Below are 22,284 nucleotides of genomic sequence, written 5' to 3' on the forward strand. Positions count from 1 at the left end.
GTCAGGTCTTGTCCTTGTTCAGGCGGTTGGCGACCCAGGTCAGTACCAGCACGAAGGCGAAGTACGAAATCACCAACGCGCTGTTGAAGTGGCCGCTGCTGTTGCGCATGTTGTTCAGGTAAACCTGCAGGGTCTCGTAGCGGGTGCCGACCAGCAGGTTGGCGAACACGAACTCGCCGAACAGGAACGAGAACGACAGCAGCAGAGCCACCATCAGGCCCTTGCGCAGGTTCGGCAGCACCACCAGCAGCGCCGCCTGCCAGGTGCTGGCGCCCAGCAGCTGGGCGGCGTCCATCAGGTCGCGCAGGTTGATCGCCTGCAGGTTGTTGGTAATGGCGCGGTACATGAACGGCAGGGCAATGGTGAAGTAGCAGCCGATCAGGATCCACGGCGTGCCGACCATGGCCATGGGCCCGCTGCCATACAGCTGCAGCAGCCCCACCGACGACACCACCGGCGGCACCGCGAACGGCAGCAGGATGAGGATGTTCATCAGCGCGTCGAGCCTGGGGAAGTGGTAGTGCACCACGAACAGCAGCGGCAGGATCAGCACCACCGACAGCAGCAGCGCGCCCACGCACACCAGCAGCGACTGGCCGAAGGCAGCCAGGAAGCGCGGCTCGCTCCACAGCGCGATGTACCACTTGAAGGTCAGGCCGCTGGGCAGCAGGCTGGCCGACCAGCTGGTGGCCAGCGAGTAGAGCAGGGTGCCGGCCAGCGGCAGCAGCAGGATGAGGAACAGCAGGTAGACCACGGCGCGGTGGTACCAGCCGCCGGAACGGGCGTCAGCGCGCATGGTAGCTCCTTTTCAGCAGCCATTGATGCACCACCGTGACCAGCGTCATCAGCCCCACCAGGACCATCGCCAGGGCGCTGGCCAGGTTGGGATCGAGGCTGATGTCACCGGCCACCAGGCCGGCGATGCGGATCGGCAGTACGTTGAAGTTGCCGGTGGTCAGCGCGTACACGGTGGCATAGGCACCGAGGGCGTTGGCCAGCAGGATGACGAAGGTGCCCAGCAGTGCCGGGGTCAGCACCGGCAGGCCGATGTGCCGCCAGAATTGCCAATGGTTGGCGCCCAGCAGCGCGGCCGACTCGCGCCAGTCTTCACGCAGGGCGTCGAACGCGGGGTACAGCAGCAACACGCCAAGCGGGATCTGGAAGTAGGTGTACACCAGGATCAGCCCGCTCTTGGAATAGATGCTGAAGTCCTCCAGCAGGCCGACCTGCTTCAGCAGCAGGGTCAGCGCGCCGTTGAAACCGAGCAGGATGATGAAGGCGAAGGCCAGCGGCACCCCGGCGAAGTTGCTGGTCATGTTGGCGAAGGCGCTGACGAAGTCGCGCAGCTTCGAGTCCACCTGGCGCAGCGAATAGGCGCCGAGGGTGGCGATGACGATGCCGAAAAGGCTCGACCAGAAGCTGATCTCCAGGCTGCGCTGCAGGGCCTGCAGGTAGAACTTCGAGGCGAATACCTTGCTGAAGTTGTCCACGCCCCAACCTGCTTCCGATTGCAGGCTGTTGATCGCCACCCAGGCCAGCGGGGCGATCTGGAAGATGACGAAGAACACGGCGAACGGTACCAGGCAGAGCAGGGCCAGGTAGCGGCCACGGGCGCTGCTGCTCTTGGGTGTGGTCACTTCAGCAGCTCCCGGCAGACGCTCTTGTCATGCGGTGCGCCGAGCAGCTCGCAGATGGTCCCGCACAGTTCGGTCTGCAGCGGTTTGGCCGCAGGGTCGAGGCTGAAGGCATCGCCGAAGACGAACAGCGGCACTTCGCGCTCCTCGGTCAGCAGGCCATTGTGCGAGCGATCGTTGTTCATGCCGTGGTCGGCGGTGACCAGTACCTGGTAACCCTCTTCGAGCCAGCCCGGCAGGTAGTCGGCCAGCAGGATGTCGGCGCTGCGCGCGGCGTTGCGGTACTGGCTGCTGTCCAGGCCGTGATGGTGGCCGACATCGTCGATGCTCATCGGGTGCACCAGCAGGAAGTTGGGGGCGTGGCGGCGGCGCAGGTATTCGCCATCGGCCAGCAGGTGCGAATCGGGGTAACGGTCGTCCCAGTAGAACAGCCCGTGCTGGATCGGCAGTTTCGGTGCGTGGGTATGGCGGTCACGCTGCGGGTCGAAGGGCGAGCGGTTGTACAGTTCGCTCATCCAGTGATAGGCCGCCGCCGCAGTGCCCAGATTGGCCTCGCGGGCGTAGTGGAACACGCTGCGCTGGTTGGACAGGCGGTTGACGTTGTTGTGCACGATGCCGCTGTCGATCGGCGGCACACCGGTGAGGATGCACTCGTACAGCGGCCGCGACAGCGACGGCAGTTCGCATTCCACGCGGTACAGCGCGGCACGGTCGGCCTCGACATAGGCGTGCAGGTGGCCCATGGCGTGGTGGGCGACCTGATAGTTGAGGCCGTCGAGCAGGACCAGGATGACGTTGTGTTGCATGGTGGCTCCAGTCATAAACCGCGTTGGCTTCTTCGCGGGTAATCCCGCTCCTACAGGGGCATGCGCCGGCCTTGAGGTGTGCGCTGTACCTGTGGGAGCGGGTTTACCCGCGAAAGGGCCCGTCCAGGCGCTAGAGAAACTAGCCCCTTACTCCATCTCGATGATCACCTGCTCCTGCCACATCTGCGGCAGTTTCTTCGAGGTCGCTTCCCAGGCCTCGGCATTCTTGATCGGCTGCGCGGCCTTGTACTGTTCGTTGGGCAGCAGCTTGGCCTGTACATCGTCCGGCAGCTTCAGGTGCTCGGCACGGATCGGCCGCGCATGCCCCTTGGCCAGGTTGATCTGCCCGGCGTCGCTGAAGATGTATTCACGCGTCAGCTTGGCCGCGTTCGGGTGCTTGGCGTACTTGTTGATGATGGTGGTATAGCCGGAGATCACCGAGCCATCCGACGGGATCAGCACTTCGAAACGCTTGGGGTCGATCTGTTCACGGTAGCTCAGGCCGTTGAAGTCCCACACCACGCCCACTTCCACCTCGCCCTTCTCCAGGGTCTGGATGGTCGGGTTGGCCAGCGACAGGCGCTTCTGCTGGGCCAGCTTGGTGAACAGTTGCAGGCCCGGTGCCAGGTTGGTCTCGTCACCCTTGTAGGCGATAGCCGCTGCCAGCACGCCGTTGGCGGCCTGGGCTGCGGTGCCGACGTCACCGATGGCAACCTTGTATTTGCCTTTTTCCAGGTCGTGCCAGGTCGTTGGCCGCTCGCCTTCCTTGACCAGGTCCTTGTTGATGATGAAAGCGATGGTGCCGGTATAGGCCAACGCCCAGTGGCCGTCCTTGTCCTTGGCCCAGGTCGGCACCTGGTCCCAGGTGCTCGGCTTGTACGCCTGGCTCACGCCCTTGCTCACGGCGATCGGGCCGAAGGCGGCACCCACGTCGCCGATGTCGGCGCTGGCGTTGTCCTTCTCGGCTTCGAACTTGGCGATTTCCTGGGCCGAGCTCATGTCGGTGTCGCTGTGCTTGAGGCCGTACTTGCTGGCCAGGTCTTCCCAGGTGCCTTTCCAGTTGGCCCAGGCATCGGGCATGCCCACGCTGTTGACGTTGCCTTCCTTGCGGGCGGCGTCTTCCAGGGCCTTGAGGTCGGTATCGGCGGCCATGGCCGTGGTACACAGGGCGATGGCCGAACCGAGCAGTGACGCCATGAACAACTTTTTCATCCGAAGCTCCTTGGGTGGGTGCCTTTAGCGATGGTTGTTATGAGTGAAGCCGTTGTCTGGTGACCGTTGGTCTAGGTCAGCAAACCTTGAGCCAAGGTAGGCTGCTTGCGTGACAGTTTGATGTAGGGAAGGGCCGGTGAAGGCCCTGAAGCTACAGCGTAGACCACGGAACCGCCCCGGTTCTGCTGGGTTGGCGCGTTTCTGGCAGTGTCTGGCCAAAGCCTTTGTCACAGGATGTTCATCAGCCCTGCCTAGGCTTGCACTATTCTCCAAGTGCCCTGTTCTGGGGCTGGACTAGTCCAGATAGGTAACCTTTGATGCAGTCGATGCCACCGCGTGCGGTAACAGCCATCTGTCACGCCCTGCAGGAGCAGATCGAGCACGGCCTGCTGGCGCCGGGCGGCAAGCTGCCGGCCGAGCGCAAGCTCAGCGAGGTGTTCGATACCACGCGCATTACCCTGCGTGAGGCGCTGGTGCAGCTGGAAGCCCAGGGGCTGATCTACCGCGAAGAGCGCCGCGGCTGGTTCGTCGCGCCCGAACGGCTGACCTACGACCTTATCGAGCGCAGCCACTTCCATGCCATGGTCCGCGACCAGGGGCGGGTGCCCAGTACCGAACTGTTGTCGGCGCGGCTGCAGCCGGCCTCGGCGGCCATCTGTGCGCGCTTGCAGCTGCCGGCGTTGTCCAGTGTGGTGCGTATCTGCCGGTTACGGCGGATCGATGGGCGGGCGGTGCTGTATGCCGAGCACTACCTCAACCCCCGGTACTTCCCGGAGATTCTCGAACAGGACCTGGCCCAGTCGCTGACCGAGATTTATGGGCGGGTGTATGGCATCCAGTATGGGCAGGTGTGCTTCGAGATCTTGCCGACGGCGTTGCCGGTGGAGGCGGCCAGTGCCTTGAAGGTGTCGGCGGGAAGCCCAGGGTTGCATATCACCCGGGTCAACAGTGACCAGCATGGGCACCTGATCGACTGTGACCTGGAGTATTGGCGGCATGATGCCATCCGCATCCGCGCCCAGGCGGGTTGACCATGGTTTTTGGGGCTGCTTTGCAGCCCATCGCGACACAAGGCCGCTCCTACAGGCGAGCGCGTACTCCTGTAGGAGCGGCCTTGTGTCGCGATGGGGCGCGAAGCGGCCCTAGTTCGATACGGCGTTGCCATCTGCCATCGTGCCACCAGCCGCCGTCACCACCTGCACCGACAACCGCGGCGTAGCCAAATCCAGCCCGGCCTCATCCAGCTGCCGCTTCAACGCCAGGTTGAACGCCCGCGAAACCTCCCACTGCTTGATAGGCGCAGTCTTGAACCGCGCCCGCAAGATCGCCGACCCCGACTCGAAGCTCTCCACCCCCTGCAGCTCCAGCGGCGACCAGATGTTGCGGCGCATCAGCGGGTCGTTGCGCAGCTTCTGCCCCACTTCGCGAATCAGCGTGATCGCCTGGTCGATGTTCATGCTGTGCGGGATCGCCACGCGGAAGATCGCGTAGCCGAACTCGCGCGAGTAGTTCTTGATGCTCTTGATCTCGCTGAACGGGATGGTATGCACGATGCCGTCGATGTCACGCAGGCGCACGGTACGGATGGTCAGCCCCTCCACCGTGCCCAGGTGCCCGCCCACATCGACGTAGTCGTCGATGGCCAGCGAGTCCTCGATGATGATGAACAGCCCGGTGATCAGGTCGGCCACCAGCGACTGCGCACCAAAGCCGATGGCCAGGCCGATCACACCGGCACCCGCCAGCAGCGGGGTGACGTTCATGCCCATGTTGGCCAGGGCGACGATCACCGCGATGATGAAGATGACCACGAACATCACGTTGCGGATCAACGGCATCATGGTTTGCGCGCGGGCGTTGGCCAGGCCTCGGCGCGAGCGCACCAGGGCGTGGTGCACGGCGGTGTCGGCAAGGATCCACACCAGCCAGGCGACGATCAGCGTGCCGGCCAGGCCCAGCAGGCGCACGCTTATGTCGTGGCCGTCGCCCTCGGCGAAGCTGATCATCGACAGGCCCCACACGCGCAGCCCCAGCTCGATGAACACCAGCCAGATGAACAGGTGCACCAGCAGGTAACCGAAGTTGCGCAGGCGCTCGGCGTACACCGCCTGGCGTTTGTTGGCGCGCTTGGGGTTGGCAGCGTGGCGGCGCACCAGGCCGTTGAGCACCATGCACACCACCACCAGCACCGTGCACATCAGCGACTGGCGCAGGGCGGTGCTGGTGTCGCCGGCCGAGATGAAGGTAGCGAACAGCGAAATCGCCACCAGGATCAGTGCCGGCACGAACCAGAAGCTGCCGAGGATCTCGATGGTGTCGCTGAGGGTGCGTCGGGTCAGGCGCCGTGACAGTGGCTGGTTGCGAATCAGGTGGGCGATCGGGCGGCGGAAGCGCAGGATGAACAGCCCGGTGCACAGCGCCGCAATCACGTTGGCCAGGGTGGCCAGGGCGTGGGCCAGGTGGGTGCCGAGGGCGACCATCAGGCGCGGGTCGCTCATCGCTTCGCCAAACGCGGCGAAGCTGCCGATCAGCCACAGCGGGCGGAACGCCTGGTGGCGCAGGATGTGCAGGGCGCGGTGGCGGTGGGGGCCGTCGAGCAGCGAGAAGGCGATCACGCAGATGGCCGAGAAGCAGGTGCCGACCACCAGTGCGTAGGCCAGCACCATGGCCAGCGACTTGCCCAGCGACGGCGGCAGCACGAAGCTCAGGTACACGGTGAACAACAGCGCAACCAGCCACGGGCCCAGCTTGCGCAGGGCGAAGCGCACCAGGTCCCAGGTGCGCGGGTGCTGTGGCAGTTCCTCGCTCAGGCCAAAACGCAGGCGTACCCGATGCCCGACCCAGTTGAAGGCGTAGGCCAGCACGCTCCAGACGGCAATGACGGCGGCAAAGCCGAACAGGATGGCCGGCCACTGGTGCACTGGCACCATCAACTCGGTCAGTTCGGCCTGGGCCTGTTCGATTTCCGCGGCCCAGCGATGGAACGGGCTGGCATCGCCGCTGAATTGCTTTTCGAAGTCATGCAGGGCGCCGCCGATCAGGCCGAGCACGCCCTGTTCGACGGTGGGTTGCGATTGCCTGGTGGCGTCGCGCAGCTTTTTCAGGTCGGCCAGCAACTTGGCCCGCTGCTGGTCGTTTTCCAGGTTCTTGATCACCTCGTCCAGCGACTTGCCCAGCGGTTCGCTGGCCTCTGGCTGCGCGGGCGCGCTGCCACCCAGCAGGCCTGGCAGGCCCGCAGCCTGTAACGGGGTGACAAACAGGAACAGCAGCAGGAACAGGCAACGCAGGAGGGCAGGCACTGGCAAAACTACCTCAGGTCAAACGATTGGCCGAGTGTAGAGGTTTATGACGGCAGTTTCTCGAGGATCTTCCAGCAGGTGAGTCCGAAGATGCCCAAGGTACCGATCCACATCATCAGTACGCCGATGTTGCGCTCGCGCAGACTGAAACCGATGGTCAGCAACATCAGGAACAGAAACACCGGCACGAACAGGGACAGGAACGGGGACATGGACAGCAATCCTTTTGCAGTGGGGCCATGTAACAAGCATAGCGGGTAGCGGGCGAAGCGGGATTGACCTTGAGCAGGTGCAAGCAGGCCCGGCCTCTTCGCGGGTGAACCCGCTCCCACAGGATGGACTGCCCCCAAGAAGTTGGACACCAATCCAACCCTTGGGGGATCTATGGGTAAATACACAGAGCAGTTCAAGCTCACGGCTATCACCGCTTACCTAGAGGGCAGCCGGGGCTTTCGCAAGGTGGCACAACACTTTGGCATCGATTTCAGCCTGCTTCGGCGCTGGGTTGCTGGCTACCAAGTCGATGCCAGCCTCAGCCCTCGCTCGCATGGTCGCCGCTACACCGAGGAATTCAAGCGGCGGGTGCTCAAGTACATGCTTGAGCATCGCCTGTCCCTGCGCCAAACAGCGGCGCACTTTGACCTTGGACAGTCCTCACAGATAGGCATTTGGCTGCGGCAGCACTACAGTGGCAGTCCTGTAGCCACTCTCGCCAAACAAAGAAAATCAGCCGTGCCGAAGAAAATTAAGCCCATCAAGCCGACAGACACCAATGACGCAGAGAAATCTCGTGAGCAGTTGTTGAGCGAGCTCGAGTATCTGCGCATGGAGAATGATGTCCTAAAGGAGTTAAAGGCTCTGCGAGAGGAGAAGGAGCGAACACGGACGAAAAAGCCCTGATCGTCTGCAAATTCAGACATAAATATCCGCTGCCTGACCTCTTGCAGATGGTGGGGTTGCCACGCAGTACCTTTTATTACCAGGTCAAGTGCCAGCAAAAGCCGGACAGGCACGCCTCGCTCAAGGAGTTGGTGCAGCGTGTCTATCACGAGGAGAAAGGGCTGTATGGCTACCGCCGCATTGCCCTTGCCATCAGGAATCAGGGGACCTTGGTCAACAAGAAGGTCATTGAACGGTTGATGGCTGAGCTTGGTTTGCAGTCCGTTGTACGCCCGAAGAAGTATCGATCCTATCGCGGCATTGTCGGCAAGGTGGCCATGAATTTGCTTGAGCGTAATTTCGTCGCGCAACGCCCCAACCAGAAGTGGGTGACCGATGTCACTGAGTTCAAAGTGGCCCAACAAAAGCTCTACCTGTCGCCCGTGATGGACTTGTACAACGGTGAGATCATCGCCTATGAAACAGCTTGCCGGCCTACCTATGGCTTGGTCGGGAACATGCTGGAAAAGGCGCTCGATGGGTTGGGTGAAAAGCCCAAGCTAGTGATCCACTCAGACCAGGGATGGCATTACCAGCAGCCCCAATACCGCCATAAGCTCGCAGCGCGCGGTGTGAAGCAGAGCATGTCTCGCAAGGGCAATTGTCTGGATAATGCAGCGATGGAAAGCTTCTTCGGCACACTGAAGTCAGAGTTCTTCTACCTGAAGCGCTTTGAAAGCGTCGAACAGCTGAAGGCGGGCCTGGAAGAGTACATCCATTACTACAACCATGACCGCATCAGGCTGAAACTCAATGGCCTGAGCCCTGTCAGCTACAGGACTCAGGCCACTGGCTAAAACTGTCCAACTTTTCGGGGGCAGTCCAGGAACTGTGCGGTACCTGTGGGAGCGGGTTTACCCGCGAAGAGGCCAGGCCTGCTTGCATCAAGGCATCAGGGCAACTCGCGGCATCGGTAGAAGGCACTCAGCACCTTCACCAGGTGCGCCAGGTCATGGCTGCCGCACAGCTCGCGAATCGAATGCATGGCAAAGGTCGGCAAGCCGATATCCACCGTACGCACGCCCAGGTGGCTGGCTGCAATCGGCCCGATGGTCGAGCCACAGCCCATGTCGCTGCGTACCACGAAGCTCTGCACCGGCACTTCCTCGGCCATGCACAGGTGACGGAAGAACCCGGCGGTTTCGCTGTTGGTAGCGTAGCGCTGGTTGTTGTTCACCTTGATTACCGGCCCGGCGTTGAGCTTGGGCCCGTGGTTGCCGTCGTGCTTGTCGGCGTAGTTGGGGTGCACGCCGTGGGCGTTGTCGGCCGACACCATCAGCGAGCGCTGGATGGTGCGCACGTAGGCGTCGCCATCCGGCAGCAGGCGTTGCAGGGTCTGCTCCAGCATCGGCCCGTCGGCGCCACAGGCCGAGCAGCTGCCGACTTCTTCATGGTCGTTGCACACCAGTACGCAGGTTTCGTCGCTGTCGGCGGCCAGCAGGGCCTGCAGGCCGGCGTAGCACGACAACAGGTTGTCCAGGCGCGCACCGGCGATGAAGTCGCCGTTCAGGCCGACCAGCGCGGCGTCCTGGGTGTCGTAGAAGCTCAGCTCGTAATCCAGCACCACATCGGCGATCAGTTCGTGCTCGCGGGCCAGTTGCTCGGTGAGCAGGGCGCGGAAGTCGATGCGTTCGTCACCCGCTACCTGGGCCAGGATCGGCGGCAGCTCGTTCTGCGGGTTGATCGCCCAGCCTTCGTTGGCGGTGCGGTTGAGATGGATCGCCAGGTTGGGGATGACCGCGATCGGCAGCTTGAAGTCGATCAACTGGCTTTCGACCTTGCCGTCACGGCGGTAGGTGACCCGGCCGGCCAGCGACAGGTCGCGGTCGAACCATGGCGCCAGCAGGGCGCCGCCATACACTTCGACGCCCAGCTGCAGGAAGCCCTGGCGCTGCAGCTCGGGCTGCGGCTTGACCCGCAGGCACGGGCTGTCGGTGTGGGCGCCGACCATGCGGATACCGTTCAGCAACGGTGCCTGCTTGCCCAGCTTGATGGCGATGATCGACGAGTCGTTGCGGGTGACGTAGTAGCGGCCGCCAGGCACTGTGGCCCAGCTGTCGCGCTCGTCCAGGCGCTGGTAGCCGGCAGCTTCCAGGCGCTGGGCCAGGCTGGCGGTGGCGTGGAAGGGCGTGGGGGAGGCCTTGAGGAAGTCGATAAGGCCAGAATTCAGTACGTCGCGCATAGCTCACTCCAGACAGCAGTGGCGCGAGTTTAGCGTATTAGGTCGACAAATTGTGTCTGCCTCTTCGCGGCTGAAGCCGCTTGTATGGTGATACTCGAAGGGGTGGTGGGACGAAAAAGCCGAATCTGACTGTTCACAGCAGTACAGACCGTGGGAGAACTCGCCCCACCCCTTCACCAAAGCGCCGATAAAGAATGCATCGTTTGCAAGCGACGATAGAAGCAAGCCAGCGCCTCTTGGTGAAACCCCTCCGAGCCCAAAAACCATACCGTGGGAGTTCAGGCGATGGCAATGCGAGTAGAGAAGTTCATCATTGGCGTCGATGTCGCCAAGGTCGAACTGGTCAGCTATTGCGAGGAAACCGCTCAACAACACTCGTTGAAAAATACAAAGCCTGAGATCCGCAAGTGGCTGGCACTTCAGCCAGCCAATACGGCTATCTGTGTTGAAGCCACCAACGTTTATCACCTGGACCTGGTGGAGATGGCTTACGAAAAGGGTTTTGCAGTCTATGTCGTTGATGGGTACCAACTCAGCAACTACCGAAAAGGGATTGGCGGGCGTGCCAAAACTGATGCATCTGATGCCTGCCTGCTAGCCCGTTTCCTGGATCGTGAGGGCAGCTTGCTTCGTCCTTGGTCACCCCCTCCAGCCGTCTACAGCAAGCTTCAGAGCCTTCTCCGACGCCGAGCAGCACTGGTGTCAGCGCGCACCAGTCTGACCCAGAGTTGGGGTAACGAAGCGTCCCTCAAGGACGCCTTCAATAGCTTCGCCAAACACTTTGAATCGCTTGATCTGCTGATTCAAAAGCGTTTGAAGACGCTGGTTAGAGAAGCGGGGCTGAGCGAGCAGGTTGCCCGCTGCCAGGCAGTTGAAGGCATTGGTTTTCTGACTGCCGTCGCTTTAGTCACCGCCTTCATCCGCGGCGACTTCAAGCGCAGCGATTCATTCATCGCTTTTCTAGGCATGGATCTGAAAGTTGCCGAATCAGGCCAGAAATCCGGACGCCGATGCTTAACCAAGCGAGGCTGCTCAGAAGTGCGCCGGCTACTGCACAATGCAGCCATGGCGGCTAGCAAGACAGCTGCGTGGAAAGAGGTGTATGAACATTATCGGAATACAGGTAAGGCAACCACTCAGGCCCTTGTCATCCTGTCCCGAAAGCTGGCCAGAATTGCATTCGCCTTGATGAAGACTCAAGGCGAATACATGAGCAAAGGGGGCAAAAAGCATTGCCCACAACCATAGAATCTCCCACAGGTACTGCACAACCGTCGAAAGCGGTGCGATCCCTGTGGGAGCGGCTTTAGCCGCGAAGAGGCCAGTACAGGCTGTACACAATCAGAAGGGCGCAGGGCACTCGAACTTCAACCGCACCCCGGACACCGGGTGGGTAAAGCTCAGCATCGAGGCATGCAGGCACAGCCGCTCGTGGGCAGCCAGTGCCTCGGGGTTGGCATACAGCCGGTCGCCCAGCAACGGGTGCCCGATCGACAGCATGTGCACGCGCAACTGGTGCGAACGCCCGGTAATCGGTGTCAGCTCTACCCGGCAGTAATCACCGCAGCGCTCGACGATGCGCCAGAAGGTCAGCGCATGCTTGCCCTGTTCGTGGTCCACCACATGCCGTGGCTTGGTCGGCGGGTCGTAGCGCAGCGGCAGGTCGATGCTGCCGCTGTCCAGCGCCGGCTGGCCCCAGCACAGCGCGGTGTAGGCCTTTTCGGTTTCGCGGTCGTGGAACTGGCGCGACAGCTCGCGGTGGCTGTCGGCATCCCGGGCCAGCAGAATGATGCCGGAAGTTTCCCAGTCCAGGCGGTGCACGATCAGCGCGTCGGGGTAGCCGTTTTCCTGCAGGCGGGTGATCAGGCAGTCCTTGTTGTCCTCGGCGCGGCCGGGTACCGACAGCAGCAGGGTCGGTTTGTTGATCACCAGGATGGCGGCGTCTTCGTGCAGGATCTGGATGTTGGACAGCGGCATTGCTTGGTCTCGGTTATATCGGGGAAAACACTGGGGCCGCTTTGCGGCCCATCGCGACACAAGGCCGCTCCTACAAGGGTTATGCATTTCCCCTGTAGGAGCGGCCTTGTGTCGCGATGGGCTGCAAAGCAGCCCCAATGATCAAAGCCTGGTCGCGAAATCAGCGATCCGGCAAGGTGATGTTCAGTTCCAGAATCGAGCAGCTACCCTGGTTTTCCAGCTCGATATGCACATCATCGTTGCCGATGTTCACATATTTGCGGATCACTTCCAGCAGTTCTTTCTGCAGCGCTGGCAGGTAGTCCGGTTCGCTGCGTTGGCCGCGCTCGTGCGCCACGATGATCTGTAGACGCTCTTTCGCTACCGACGCGCTGGTAGTTTTCTGTCTGCCACGAAAGAAGTCAAAAAGGTTCATGGTTTACTTGCCTCCAAACAGGCGCGCGAAGAATCCTTGCTTCGGCACTTCGATGAACCGCAGGGGCTTTTCTTTGCCCAGCAGACGGTCGACGGTATCGCTATAGGCCTGGCCGGCATCGCTCTGGTCGTCGAGGATGACCGGGATACCCTGGTTGGAAGCCTTGAGCACTGCCTGGCTCTCCGGGATGACACCCTTGAGCTTGATCGCCAGGATCTCTTCGACGTCGGCGATGCTCAGCATTTCGCCCTTTTCCACGCGCTCCGGGTGGTAGCGGGTGATCAGCAGGTGTTCCTTGATCGGCTCTTCGCCGTTCTCGGAGCGGCGCGACTTGCTCGACAGGATGCCCAGCATGCGGTCGGAGTCACGTACCGAGGACACTTCGGGGTTGGTGACCACGACGGCTTCGTCGGCAAAGTACATGGCCAGGTGTGCGCCTTTCTCGATACCGGCCGGCGAGTCGCAGATGACGAAGTCGAAGTCTTTCTTCAGCTCCATCAGGACCTTTTCCACGCCTTCCTGGGTCAGCGCGTCCTTGTCACGGGTCTGGCTGGCGGCCAGCACGTACAGGTTCTCGAGGCGCTTGTCCTTGATCAGGGCCTGTTGCAGGTTGGCTTCGCCGTTGACCACGTTGACGAAGTCGTACACCACGCGGCGTTCGCAGCCCATGATCAGGTCGAGGTTACGCAGGCCCACGTCGAAGTCGACGATGACGGTCTTGTGGCCACGCAGTGCGAGGCCGGTACCAATGGCGGCGCTGGTGGTGGTCTTGCCCACACCCCCCTTGCCGGAAGTAACCACGATAATCTTGGCCAAGGTGTTTCACCCCTAAAATAATCGGGACACAAGTCCCTGCAAAAATACAAATAAACGGCAACGGTAAGAAAAGTTGCACTAAAAATGCTGGCAAGTATCCGTTAAAGACGGGTGATGTTCAACACGTCGCCAGACAGGCTGACTTGCACGCCAGTGCCCCACAGCGGGTCGCGGCGCAGGTCTTCGCATACCTTGTACTGGCCGGCGATGGAGACCATTTCGGCGGTCATCTGCTGGCAGAAGATACGTGCCTTGGTATTGCCTTTGATGCCGGCCAGGGCGCGGCCGCGCATGGCGCCGTACACATGGATGTTGCCATCGGCCAGAAGTTCCGCCCCCGGGCTGACCGAACCGGTCACCACCAGGTCGCCGCCCTGGGCGTAGATCTGCTGGCCGCCACGTACTGGCGAAGTGATGATGCGGGTCGGGCGCACCTCGGGTTCGAGGATTGGCGGCGGGACAGGGGCCGGCTCGGGCTTCTTCACCTCGGGTTCGGGCTCCAGCGGCCGTTCGCGGGCGCCGGATGGCGGCAGCACCGGCAGGTCGATGGCAATGGCGGCGGCGATGTCCTCGATGCGGTTGGCGCGGATGGCCAGGGTACGCAGGCCGTGGTGGCGGCAGATCCGCATCAAGCCGGGCAGGTCGATTGCCCCCTCGTCGGCCGGCAGCTTGTCCAGCGCCAGCACCAGCGGCGTGTTGCTGAAGAAGTTCGGTGCCTGGGCGACTTTGGCCGCCAGTTGGCGGTCGAGGGCTTCAAGGTCATTGCGCGCCAGTTCCAGCACTGTAATGGCGAGCATGCTGCCCTTGAGCTGGAACACGGAGGCGGTGTCGGGTGTGTGGTTTGGGCTCATGGTCTGCATAGACGGCTTGTTGCGAAAAAAGTGCCCTGACTTATAACGATAAGACCGGTTGCCCGCAACATGCGCTGATCCGTTGTAGAATGCGCGGCCTTTGTCTTTCCGGAAGCTTCAATGGAACGCCCGCGTTTTCGTCCCTATTTCCTTCACCCACGTTTCTGGGGCCTGTGGCTGGGCCTGGGCCTGCTGTGGCTGGTGGTCCAGTTGCCGTACCGGGTCCTGTTGAAAGTCGGTGCCGCGCTGGGAGCGGTGATGTACCGCTTTGCCGGTGAGCGGCGGCGCATTGCCGCGCGCAACCTGGAGCTGTGCTTCCCGGAGCTGTCGGTCGACGAACGGCAGCGCCTGCTCAAGGCCAACTTCGCCTCCACCGGTATCGCCTTCTTCGAAATGGCCATGAGCTGGTGGTGGCCCAAGGCCCGGCTGGCGCGCCTGGCCCATGTCGAGGGGCTGGAGCACCTGCAGGCCGCCCAGCAGGCGGGGCAGGGGGCCATCCTGATGGCGGTGCACTTCACCACCCTGGAAATCGGCGCCGCGCTGCTGGGCCAGCAGCACACCATCGACGGTATGTACCGCGAGCACGGCAACCCGCTGTTTGACTTCATCCAGCGCAGCGGCCGCGAGCGGCATAATCTCGACTCGCTGGCGGTGGAGCGCGAGGACGTGCGCGGCATGCTCAAGCTGCTGCGTTCGGGCCGGGCGATCTGGTACGCACCGGACCAGGACTACGGCGCCAAGCAGAGCCTGTTCGTGCCACTGTTCGGCATCCCGGCGGCGACGGTGACTGCCACCACCAAGTTTGCCCGGTTGGGCAAGGCACAGGTGATTCCGTTCACCCAGAAGCGCCTGGAGGATGGCAGCGGCTATCGCCTGGTGATCCACCCGCCGCTGGCGGACTTCCCCGGGGAGAGCGAAGAGGCTGACTGCCTGCGCATCAACCAGTGGGTGGAAAGCGTGCTGCGCGAATGCCCCGAGCAGTACCTGTGGGCGCACCGCCGGTTCAAGTCGCGGCCCGAAGGGGAGCCGCGGCTGTATGACAAGAAGAAGCGCTGAGCCTTGTTTTGCCTGTGCCGGCCTATTCGCGGGCGCGCCCGCTCCCACAGGTTCCCCGCAGGGCCGGGCATTGTGCGGTCCTGTGGGAGCGGGCAAGCCCGCGAATAGGCCGGGCCTGAAAGCACACCAACCCCAGGAAGGACTCCTATGGCCCCACCCCCGGTAACCGGTCTTATCCTTTCTGGCGGCGGCGCCCGCGCTGCCTACCAGGTCGGCGTGCTGGCCGGCATCGCCGAGCTGCTGCCGGCTGGCGCGCACAACCCGTTCCCGGTCATCGTCGGCACCTCCGCCGGCGCCATCAACGCCGTCACCCTGGCCAGCGGCGCCACCCATTTCAACGATGCCGTACAACGGCTCACTGCCTTCTGGCAGAACTTCCGCAGCCACCTGGTCATCCGCAGCGACTGGCCCGGTGTGGTCCGCCAGGCCAGCCGCTTCGTCGCCCACAACCTGCTGGGCGTGGGTGGCCCGGCGCCAGTGGCGCTACTGGACAGCAGCCCACTGCGCGGCTTGCTGCAGGCGCACCTGAACCTGGACGGTATCGCCCACTCCCTGGCCGCCGAGCAACTGCGCGCCGTCGCGGTGACCGCCTTTGGCTACGAGTCCGGCCAGGCGGTGACCTTCTACCAGGGCCGCGGCACCATCGAAGCCTGGTTGCGCCACCGCCGCATCGGCATGCCCACGCCGTTGACCATCGACCACCTGCTGGCCAGCGCGGCCATCCCGCTACTGTTCGCCCCGGTGCGGCTGGGCGACGAATATTTCGGTGATGGCGCGGTACGCCAGTCGGCGCCGATCAGCCCGGCCCTGCACCTGGGCGCCAGCCGGGTACTGGTAGTCGGGGTCAGCGGCAACCCGCAGCGGCCGGCGCCACCATTGCCGACCCAGCGGGTGTTCAGCGGCCAGCAGCCGAGCCTGGCGCAGATCGGCGGGCACATGCTCAACAGCACGTTCATTGACAGCCTGGAAGACGACATCGAGCTGCTGCAGCGCCTCAACCACCTGAGCCACCTGTTGCCGGCGCACCTTGACGCCCGGCGCCTGGGCCTGGCGCCAATCGACGTGCTGGTGGTGGCGCCCAGTCAGCCGCTGGACGAAATTGCCGCGCGGCATCGGCGCGAGTTGCCGGCGGCCTTGCGCATGTTCCTGCGCGGGCCGGGGGCGACACGTACCAGCGGGGCGGGGGTGTTGAGCTATTTGCTGTTCGAGGCCAGTTACTGCCGCGAGCTGATAGAGCTGGGGCGAAAGGATGCCTTGGCCAAGAAGCGGGAGCTTTGCCAGTTCCTTGGAATATGACCTGCTGACACGACACCTGTAGGAGCGGCCTTGTGTCGCGAAAGGGCCGCAAGGCGGCCCCGGCAATTCATGCAGCGCTGCTGAAATTCTGGGGCCGCTTTGCGGCCCTTTCGCGACACAAGGCCGCTCCTACAGGGACCGCGTTAGCCACAAATCCGGTTACTCGGCTATCTGCAACTTGCGCGCCTGGGTATACACATACCGCACCTTCTCGTACTCGAACGGCGAGTTGAGCTGGCCATAGCGGAATTTGGTGCTGTAGCGCTTGTCCACCACGCGCAGCACGGAGATTTCCGGGTGGTCGCTGCTGGCTTCGGCCACGTTCAGGTAGTTGATCGCCTGTTCGCCTGCATAGTCCACCACCAGCCCGGTGGTATCGCGCAGGTTCGACGGCCCCAGCACCGGCAGCATCAGGTACGGCCCGTCCGGTACGCCATAGAAGCCCAAGGTCTGGCCAAAGTCTTCACTTTGCCGCGGCAGGCCCATCTTGGTCGCCGGGTCCCACAGCCCACCCACGCCGATGATGGTGTTGAACATCAGCCGCGCGGTGATCTCCGCCGAGCGCTTGGCCTTCAACTGCAACACGCTGTTGAACAGGTTCGGCACGTCGCCCAGGTTGTTGAAGAAGTTGGTCACCCCGGTGCGCACGAAGCGCGGGGTGACGTACTGGTAGCCGCTTACCATCGGCAGCAGCACCCATTGGTCCAGGCGGTAGTTGAAGTGATAGACGCGCCGGTTGATCGACTCCAGCGGGTCGTACACGTTCAGCGCTTGCAGGGTGGAGCGCTCGAACTCGCGCTGGTCCAGCCCGGGGTTGAATTTCAGCTCGCGCAGCGGGTCGACGAAACCATCGGCTTCGGGCGCCAGTGGTGCCTCGGTGACTTGCGGGGCGGCCTCGATCACGCTGGCCCGGGGGGCGGTTTCGGCTGCCAGGGCCTGGCCGGCGGCGAACAGGGCAGTGGCGAAGAGGAGTTTGTTAACCACGGAAGAACTCCAGCATGGCGTCACTGTTGACGCGGTAATTGAGGTTGCCGCAATGGCCGCCATGGGGGTACAGGGTCAGGCGCTCACCGAACACCTTGCGCAGGAAGCCGATGTCGCCAGGGCCGAGGATGACGTCGTCGGCGTTGTGCATCACGGCGATCTTGTCGCTGCTGCTCAGGTAGTCTTCCAGCGCATACAGGCTGACCTGGTTGACCAGTTGCAGGATGCTGTTGCCGTCGGTGCGGGCGCGCCACATGGGGATGACCTGCTCGGTCATGTAGCAGTCGAAGTCGCACTGCAGGGCACGCTTGAAGAACGGCGTGAGGCTGCTGCCCTCGGTGATCGGGAACTTCGGCGGAATGATCAGGCCGCGGCGGTTGATCAGGTCGGAGGTGAAGGCAATGTCGGCCGCCGAGAAGCGGAACGAGGTGCCGATCAGCATGGCCATCTGTTCGTTGGACAGGTGCTGGCGTGACTGCTGGAAGTCGTACAGCAGGGCTTCATTGAGGTCGATGTAGCCCTTTTCCTGGAAGTAGCGGGTCAGCTTGGCCAGCATCAGCTCGTAGAAGGTGGTGCTGCGGTCGATGCCCTTGACCTGGGTCTGCACCAGCTTGTCCAGGTTGTTGATCGAGGTGTACAGGTTGACTGGCGGGTTCAGCAGCAGCACGCGCTTGAAGTTGAAGCTGCGGCGGGTTTCGTCCAGGTGGCTGACAAAGGCAGCGTCGAGTGCGCCCAGGCTGTAGCCGGTGAGGTAGAACTCGCTGATCGGCAGGCGCGGGTGCTGGGCGCGCACGGCCTGCATCACCCGGTACATGTCTTCGGCATCATCCTGGCTGACGCCTGGGGTGGCGAAGCGCGAGGCGGCGCTCATGAAGTCGTAGCTGGTGGGCGAGGACAGCTGCACCACGTGGAAGCCGGCCTGGTAGAACAGCTTTTTCAGGTATTCGTTGATGCTGCTGGTGTAGGGCGCACCGGTGCCGGCGATGATGAAGATCAGCGGCGCCTCGTGGTCCTGCCGGGCCAGGCGGTACTTGAGCTTCTTCACTGCCCAGAAGTTGTCGGGCAGGGTGAACTCACGGTCCGGGCGCAGGTTGAGGCTGTAGTCGGACTGGCTGATTTCGTCGTCGCCGGGCAGGGTGGGGCGCTGGTCCGGCGGTGTGGTGGCGATGGTTGCCTCGAACGGGTTGGTCAAGGGGTAGCCATAGCTTGCGGCGTCGATATCCCGCGCCGAAGCGGCCACAGCCATGAGCAGGCCGCCGAGCAAGGCAGCGAGGCGCAAAGATCGAAGCATGTAATCCCCCAAAAGAACGCAAGGTCGAGCAGTGTGCAGGCTAGGACCACAACGGGGCGGGCAAAGTTGCCAGGCGCGGTGGTCTTTGGTGTGCTTGTTATCTGCAACATAGCTGCAGGGAAGTGATTTTGCCTTACAACTGGGCATAAGCGATCATGGATGCTTTCGATTTCCGCTATTGGAGAACTGGATGTCTCGTTCGCTGCCGGCTGCGCTGCTTGTGCTGTTTCTGGGGCTTTGGCTTGCTGCCAGTTATGGCGTGCGCTACGGGCTGATGGAGGACGGGCAGTGGGTGGGGCTGTGCACGGCGCCGGCGGCGTACTGGCAGTGCGAGGTACGGTCGTTGCTGGGGCTGGGCATTCATCATCAGGTGATGGCCTGGGGCGGGCTGGGGTTGGCGCTGCTGGCGCAGTTGGTTGCCGGGCGTGGCGGCTGGTGGCTGGCAGTGGTGGCGTTGGTGTTCGCGGTGCCGGCACTGGTGCTGTATACCGCCAGCATTGCCGTGTTCGCGCTGGTGCTGGCGGGGTTGCGGCTGGTGCGGGACGCTGGTGCTACGCGGACTTTGTAGGAGCGGCCTTGTGTCGCGATGGGCCGCAGAGCGGCCCCGGCAATCTATGCCATTGCGCTAATCCTGGGGCCGCTTTGCGGCCCATCGCGACACAAGGCCGCTCCTACAGGGATGTGTATTTTCAGGCCGTGCGAGCAAGGCGCAAGCTCCGCCACAAGGCCGCGGTCATCAGCACACTGATCACTGCCCACCCCCAGGCCTGTTGGTTCTCCAACCCTTCCACAAACAACTGCGGCGCCACCCCGGCACCGACGATGAACGCCAGCAACGCCACCTCCGCTCGCCGCGCCGGCACCGGCCACAGTGCAAACACCAGCGCCGGCAACGCCAACGCTGCGCTGGGGAAGCTGCGATAGCGTGGGTCGAACACCATCGCCAGCATGCTCACCGCCGCGGCAAAACCCGCTGCCAGCAACAGCCAGCCGGCCCGCGCCTGCAGCCAGGCGTACAGGCGCTCGCGCCAGCCCGTGCGCCGCGCCAGGGCCAGCACGGCATGGGCCAGCACCAGCAGGTTCAGCCCTGCCAGCAGCACCGCCCACAGCCACTCCCCGGCAAAGCGCGCATGGGTGCGCATCAGCTCGCCCCAAAGCCCCAGGCAGCCTGCCCCAAACGCTGCCAGCAACGGCAGCAGCATGGCCGCCGCCGGGGTGGCGGGGCGCCCGGCAAGCATCAGCATCAGCACCATCAGCAGGGCACTGGCCAGCAACCACTGCGGCCAGTAAGGCAGGTTGCTCACCGGCCCTTCGAGTACGCCCTTGTCCTGCCGGTCGGCATCGTATAGCCCCCAGTAACCGCCGACCGCCCCCTCATTGGCGCGCTTCCATGGCTGGTCGAACGCCTCGATCAGGTTGTAGTGCCAGCCGTTGCTTTCGGCCATGGCCACGAACCCGCGAATGAAGCGCGCCTCGTTGACCCGGCTGGGCTCCGCGGTTTCGCGCTGGCGGCCTTCGCTGGGCCAGCCGGTTTCGCCTATCAGGACGTCCTTCGGCGCGAAGCGTGTGCCGAACACCCGGCGTACATCGGCGACATGGGCCAGGGCTTCGTCGATGCCACGCGGGTCGTCTTCCCAGTAAGGCAGCAGGTGGATAGTCAGGAAGTCCACCGCAGGCGCCACCTGCGGGTGCTGCAACCAGAACTCCCACACATCGGCGTAGGTCACCGGCACCTTGACCTGGCTTTTCACCCGGGCGATCAGCGTGGCCAGGTGCGCGCCGGTCACTTCCTTGCGCAGCAGCGTCTCGTTGCCGACGATCACCGCGCTGACCACGTCGGGGTTGGCATTGGCGGCGGCGATCAGCAGCTCGATTTCTTTCTCGGTGTCGGCCGGGTGGGCGTTGACCCAGGCACCCAGCATCACCTTCAGGCCATGCTTGCGTGCCAGCGCCGGGATTGCCTCAAGACCGGTCTGGGAATAGGTACGGATGCACTGAAAACGCTCGGCCAGCAACGCCAGGTCGGCATCCATGCGCGCCGGGCGCAGGCGCAACGGCCGGTCGTAGGGCGACTGGTCCTTGTCGAACGGGGTGTACGAGGCGCATTGCAGCTTGTGCGTCGGGCTGGCCGCGTCGGGCAGTTGCACCGGCTTGCCAAGCCCGTACCAGAGCCCTCCGAGCCCGAGCAGGGCGAGCAGGCAGGCAAGCAGGTACAACGGCAGCAGCAGGCGGGTAGAACTGGGCATCGGGCGGTCCATCGTCAGGCGCAAAAGGGTAGATAGTAGCCCGGCGCCAAACCTTTGGCATGCAAGGATCGCGCAGGTCGGCGCAGGCCGATGGCGCTAATGGCATAGTGCTGTCGCATATGGGGCGGCTACAGGTCGTAGCTGGAGCAGGTCGACTATTGTTGCAGGACGATGATGCAAATTCCGAGACCTGACGAGGGGATGCTTTGATGGCTGCTATTACAAGAATGCGACGTTTCCTGGGTGTGGGCACCGCCATGGTACTGGCCATGAGTGCGGCACAGGCAATGGCCAAAGAAGTCAGCATTGGTTACGTGGATGGTTGGGCTGACAGCGTGGCGACCACCAACGTGGCCGCCGAAGTGATCAAGCAGAAACTCGGCTACGACGTGAAGTTGCAGGCCGTGGCCACCGGGATCATGTGGCAGGGCGTGGCAACCGGCAAGCTCGATGCCATGTTGTCGGCCTGGTTGCCGGTGACCCATGGCGAGTACTGGGCAAAGAACAAGGACAACGTGGTCGACTACGGCCCGAACTTCAAGGACGCCAAGATCGGCCTGATCGTCCCTGAGTACGTCAAGGCGGTGAGCATCGCCGACCTCAAGACCGACGACACCTTCAAGCAGAAGATCGTCGGCATCGACGCCGGCTCCGGCGTAATGCTCAAGACCGACCAGGCCATCAAGGACTACGACCTGACCGGTTACAAGCTGCAGGCCAGCTCTGGCGCGGCGATGACTGCGGAACTGGGCCGTGCCTATGCCAAGCAGCAGTCGATTGCGGTGACTGGCTGGGTACCGCACTGGATGTTCGCGAAGTGGAAACTGAAGTTCCTCGAAGACCCGAAAGGCGTGTATGGCGCCGCGGAAACCGTGAACAGCATCGGCAGCAAGGAACTGGCCACCAAGGCCCCGGAAGTGGCGGAGTTCCTGAAGAAGTTCAACTGGCAGTCGAAGGACGAGATTGGCGAAGTGATGCTGGCTATCCAGGAAGGCGCCAAGCCTGAAGCGGCGGCCAAGGACTGGGTGGCCAAGCACCCTGAGCGTGTGAAGGAGTGGACTGGCAAGTAACAACCCGTTCCGTTGTAGGAGCAGCCTTGTGCTGCGAAGAGGCCGGTGCAAGCTGCGAAGATTCGGGCAGCCTGTACCGGCCTCTTCGCAGCACAAGGCTGCTCCTACAGGGATATGTGCCAGCTGTTTTGTTGCGTGATCTGTAAAACACCGTTGCATCTAAGACTAAGGTCGTCTGGTTGGCGTCCGATAGCCGCATAAAGTAAGGGT

The 22,284-nt window shown here is 63.0% G+C and carries 21 protein-coding genes; 7 read left to right on the forward strand and 14 right to left on the reverse strand.

Features of this window, described 5'->3' with window-relative positions:
• Window position 1 precedes the first annotated feature (1 nt).
• The 4 genes from C163_RS06225 to C163_RS06240 form a co-directional block, all read right to left on the reverse strand.
• Entirely contained in the window at window positions 2-796 is a 795-nt protein-coding gene (locus tag C163_RS06225; RefSeq protein ID WP_013971414.1) for an ABC transporter permease, read from the reverse strand.
• Window positions 786-1,637: an ABC transporter permease subunit gene (locus C163_RS06230; RefSeq protein WP_025338061.1), complete on the reverse strand. Its 852-nt coding sequence runs from the start codon at window positions 1,635-1,637 to the stop codon at window positions 786-788. Before C163_RS06230 ends, C163_RS06225 begins: the two co-directional genes overlap by 11 nt.
• The gene (locus C163_RS06235) at window positions 1,634-2,440 is read right to left on the reverse strand and encodes an alkaline phosphatase family protein (protein ID WP_025338062.1); all 807 of its coding nucleotides are present in this window, start codon (window positions 2,438-2,440) and stop codon (window positions 1,634-1,636) included. The genes C163_RS06230 and C163_RS06235 overlap by 4 nt, the downstream gene beginning before the upstream one ends.
• Window positions 2,441-2,587: 147 nt before the next feature.
• Window positions 2,588-3,652 carry an ABC transporter substrate-binding protein gene (locus C163_RS06240; protein WP_025338063.1) on the reverse strand — a complete coding sequence of 355 codons (1,065 nt, stop codon included), beginning with the start codon at window positions 3,650-3,652 and terminating at the stop codon, window positions 2,588-2,590.
• A gap of 317 nt (window positions 3,653-3,969) precedes the next feature.
• On the opposite strand from C163_RS06240, the gene phnR reads away from it, so the two are divergent.
• Complete coding sequence (gene phnR / locus C163_RS06245) at window positions 3,970-4,683, forward strand: phosphonate utilization transcriptional regulator PhnR (RefSeq protein WP_025338064.1); 714 nt, start codon at window positions 3,970-3,972, stop codon at window positions 4,681-4,683.
• 111 nt (window positions 4,684-4,794) lie between these two features.
• Here phnR and C163_RS06250 read toward each other — a convergent pair whose 3' ends face one another.
• Both C163_RS06250 and C163_RS27285 read right to left on the reverse strand, forming a co-directional pair.
• On the reverse strand, window positions 4,795-6,951 hold the full coding sequence (locus C163_RS06250) for a mechanosensitive ion channel family protein (protein ID WP_025338065.1): 2,157 nt from the start codon (window positions 6,949-6,951) through the stop codon (window positions 4,795-4,797).
• Between the two features lie 44 nt (window positions 6,952-6,995).
• Window positions 6,996-7,163 (reverse strand): hypothetical protein, encoded by a 168-nt coding sequence (locus C163_RS27285; protein WP_170929313.1) that lies wholly within the window; start codon window positions 7,161-7,163, stop codon window positions 6,996-6,998.
• Window positions 7,164-7,335: 172 nt separating this feature from the next.
• Here C163_RS27285 and C163_RS27045 point away from each other — a divergent pair.
• Window positions 7,336-8,687 (forward strand): IS3 family transposase gene (locus C163_RS27045; RefSeq protein WP_371257950.1). Its coding sequence is split into 2 segments (ribosomal slippage): window positions 7,336-7,807 and window positions 7,807-8,687, totalling 1,353 coding nucleotides; the frame shifts between segments, so codons are not numbered across the junction.
• Window positions 8,688-8,782: 95 nt separating this feature from the next.
• Here the strand turns inward: C163_RS27045 and C163_RS06265 are convergent.
• Entirely contained in the window at window positions 8,783-10,072 is a 1,290-nt protein-coding gene (locus C163_RS06265; RefSeq protein ID WP_025338066.1) for a M18 family aminopeptidase, read from the reverse strand.
• A gap of 285 nt (window positions 10,073-10,357) precedes the next feature.
• On the opposite strand from C163_RS06265, the gene C163_RS06270 reads away from it, so the two are divergent.
• Window positions 10,358-11,320 carry an IS110 family transposase gene (locus tag C163_RS06270; RefSeq protein WP_025337484.1) on the forward strand — a complete coding sequence of 321 codons (963 nt, stop codon included), beginning with the start codon at window positions 10,358-10,360 and terminating at the stop codon, window positions 11,318-11,320.
• Window positions 11,321-11,413: 93 nt separating this feature from the next.
• Here C163_RS06270 and C163_RS06275 read toward each other — a convergent pair whose 3' ends face one another.
• From C163_RS06275 to minC, 4 genes are all read right to left on the reverse strand, one after another.
• Window positions 11,414-12,049, reverse strand: a complete 636-nt coding sequence (locus tag C163_RS06275; protein WP_025338067.1) for an RluA family pseudouridine synthase — start codon at window positions 12,047-12,049, stop codon at window positions 11,414-11,416.
• 160 nt (window positions 12,050-12,209) lie between these two features.
• Entirely contained in the window at window positions 12,210-12,464 is a 255-nt protein-coding gene (gene minE / locus C163_RS06280) for a cell division topological specificity factor MinE (protein ID WP_025338068.1), read from the reverse strand.
• A gap of 3 nt (window positions 12,465-12,467) precedes the next feature.
• Entirely contained in the window at window positions 12,468-13,280 is an 813-nt protein-coding gene (gene minD / locus C163_RS06285) for a septum site-determining protein MinD (RefSeq protein WP_013971423.1), read from the reverse strand.
• 101 nt (window positions 13,281-13,381) lie between these two features.
• Complete coding sequence (minC, locus tag C163_RS06290) at window positions 13,382-14,140, reverse strand: septum site-determining protein MinC (RefSeq protein WP_025338069.1); 759 nt, start codon at window positions 14,138-14,140, stop codon at window positions 13,382-13,384.
• Window positions 14,141-14,251: 111 nt separating this feature from the next.
• Between minC and C163_RS06295 the strand changes: the two genes are divergently transcribed.
• Window positions 14,252-15,187, forward strand: a complete 936-nt coding sequence (locus C163_RS06295) for a lipid A biosynthesis lauroyl acyltransferase (RefSeq protein ID WP_024086430.1) — start codon at window positions 14,252-14,254, stop codon at window positions 15,185-15,187.
• A gap of 147 nt (window positions 15,188-15,334) precedes the next feature.
• Entirely contained in the window at window positions 15,335-16,483 is a 1,149-nt protein-coding gene (locus C163_RS06300; protein ID WP_025338070.1) for a patatin-like phospholipase family protein, read from the forward strand.
• Window positions 16,484-16,642: 159 nt separating this feature from the next.
• Here C163_RS06300 and C163_RS06305 read toward each other — a convergent pair whose 3' ends face one another.
• Both C163_RS06305 and C163_RS06310 read right to left on the reverse strand, forming a co-directional pair.
• Window positions 16,643-17,467, reverse strand: a complete 825-nt coding sequence (locus C163_RS06305; protein WP_025338071.1) for a VacJ family lipoprotein — start codon at window positions 17,465-17,467, stop codon at window positions 16,643-16,645.
• Entirely contained in the window at window positions 17,460-18,758 is a 1,299-nt protein-coding gene (locus tag C163_RS06310) for a serine/threonine protein kinase (protein WP_025338072.1), read from the reverse strand. The genes C163_RS06305 and C163_RS06310 overlap by 8 nt, the downstream gene beginning before the upstream one ends.
• A 190-nt stretch (window positions 18,759-18,948) precedes the next feature.
• Here C163_RS06310 and C163_RS06315 point away from each other — a divergent pair, with 190 nt between their 5' ends.
• Entirely contained in the window at window positions 18,949-19,326 is a 378-nt protein-coding gene (locus C163_RS06315) for a hypothetical protein (protein WP_025338073.1), read from the forward strand.
• Window positions 19,327-19,447: 121 nt separating this feature from the next.
• Here the strand turns inward: C163_RS06315 and C163_RS06320 are convergent, their stop codons facing one another.
• A complete protein-coding gene (locus C163_RS06320; protein WP_025338074.1) occupies window positions 19,448-21,016 on the reverse strand; it encodes a beta-1,6-glucan synthase in 1,569 nt (522 codons plus the stop codon).
• 197 nt (window positions 21,017-21,213) lie between these two features.
• Here C163_RS06320 and C163_RS06325 point away from each other — a divergent pair, with 197 nt between their 5' ends.
• Complete coding sequence (locus C163_RS06325; RefSeq protein WP_025338075.1) at window positions 21,214-22,074, forward strand: glycine betaine ABC transporter substrate-binding protein; 861 nt, start codon at window positions 21,214-21,216, stop codon at window positions 22,072-22,074.
• Window positions 22,075-22,284 lie beyond the last annotated feature (210 nt).

Source organism: Pseudomonas sp. FGI182 (genome assembly GCF_000511325.1).
GTDB lineage: Bacteria > Pseudomonadota > Gammaproteobacteria > Pseudomonadales > Pseudomonadaceae > Aquipseudomonas > Aquipseudomonas putida_Z.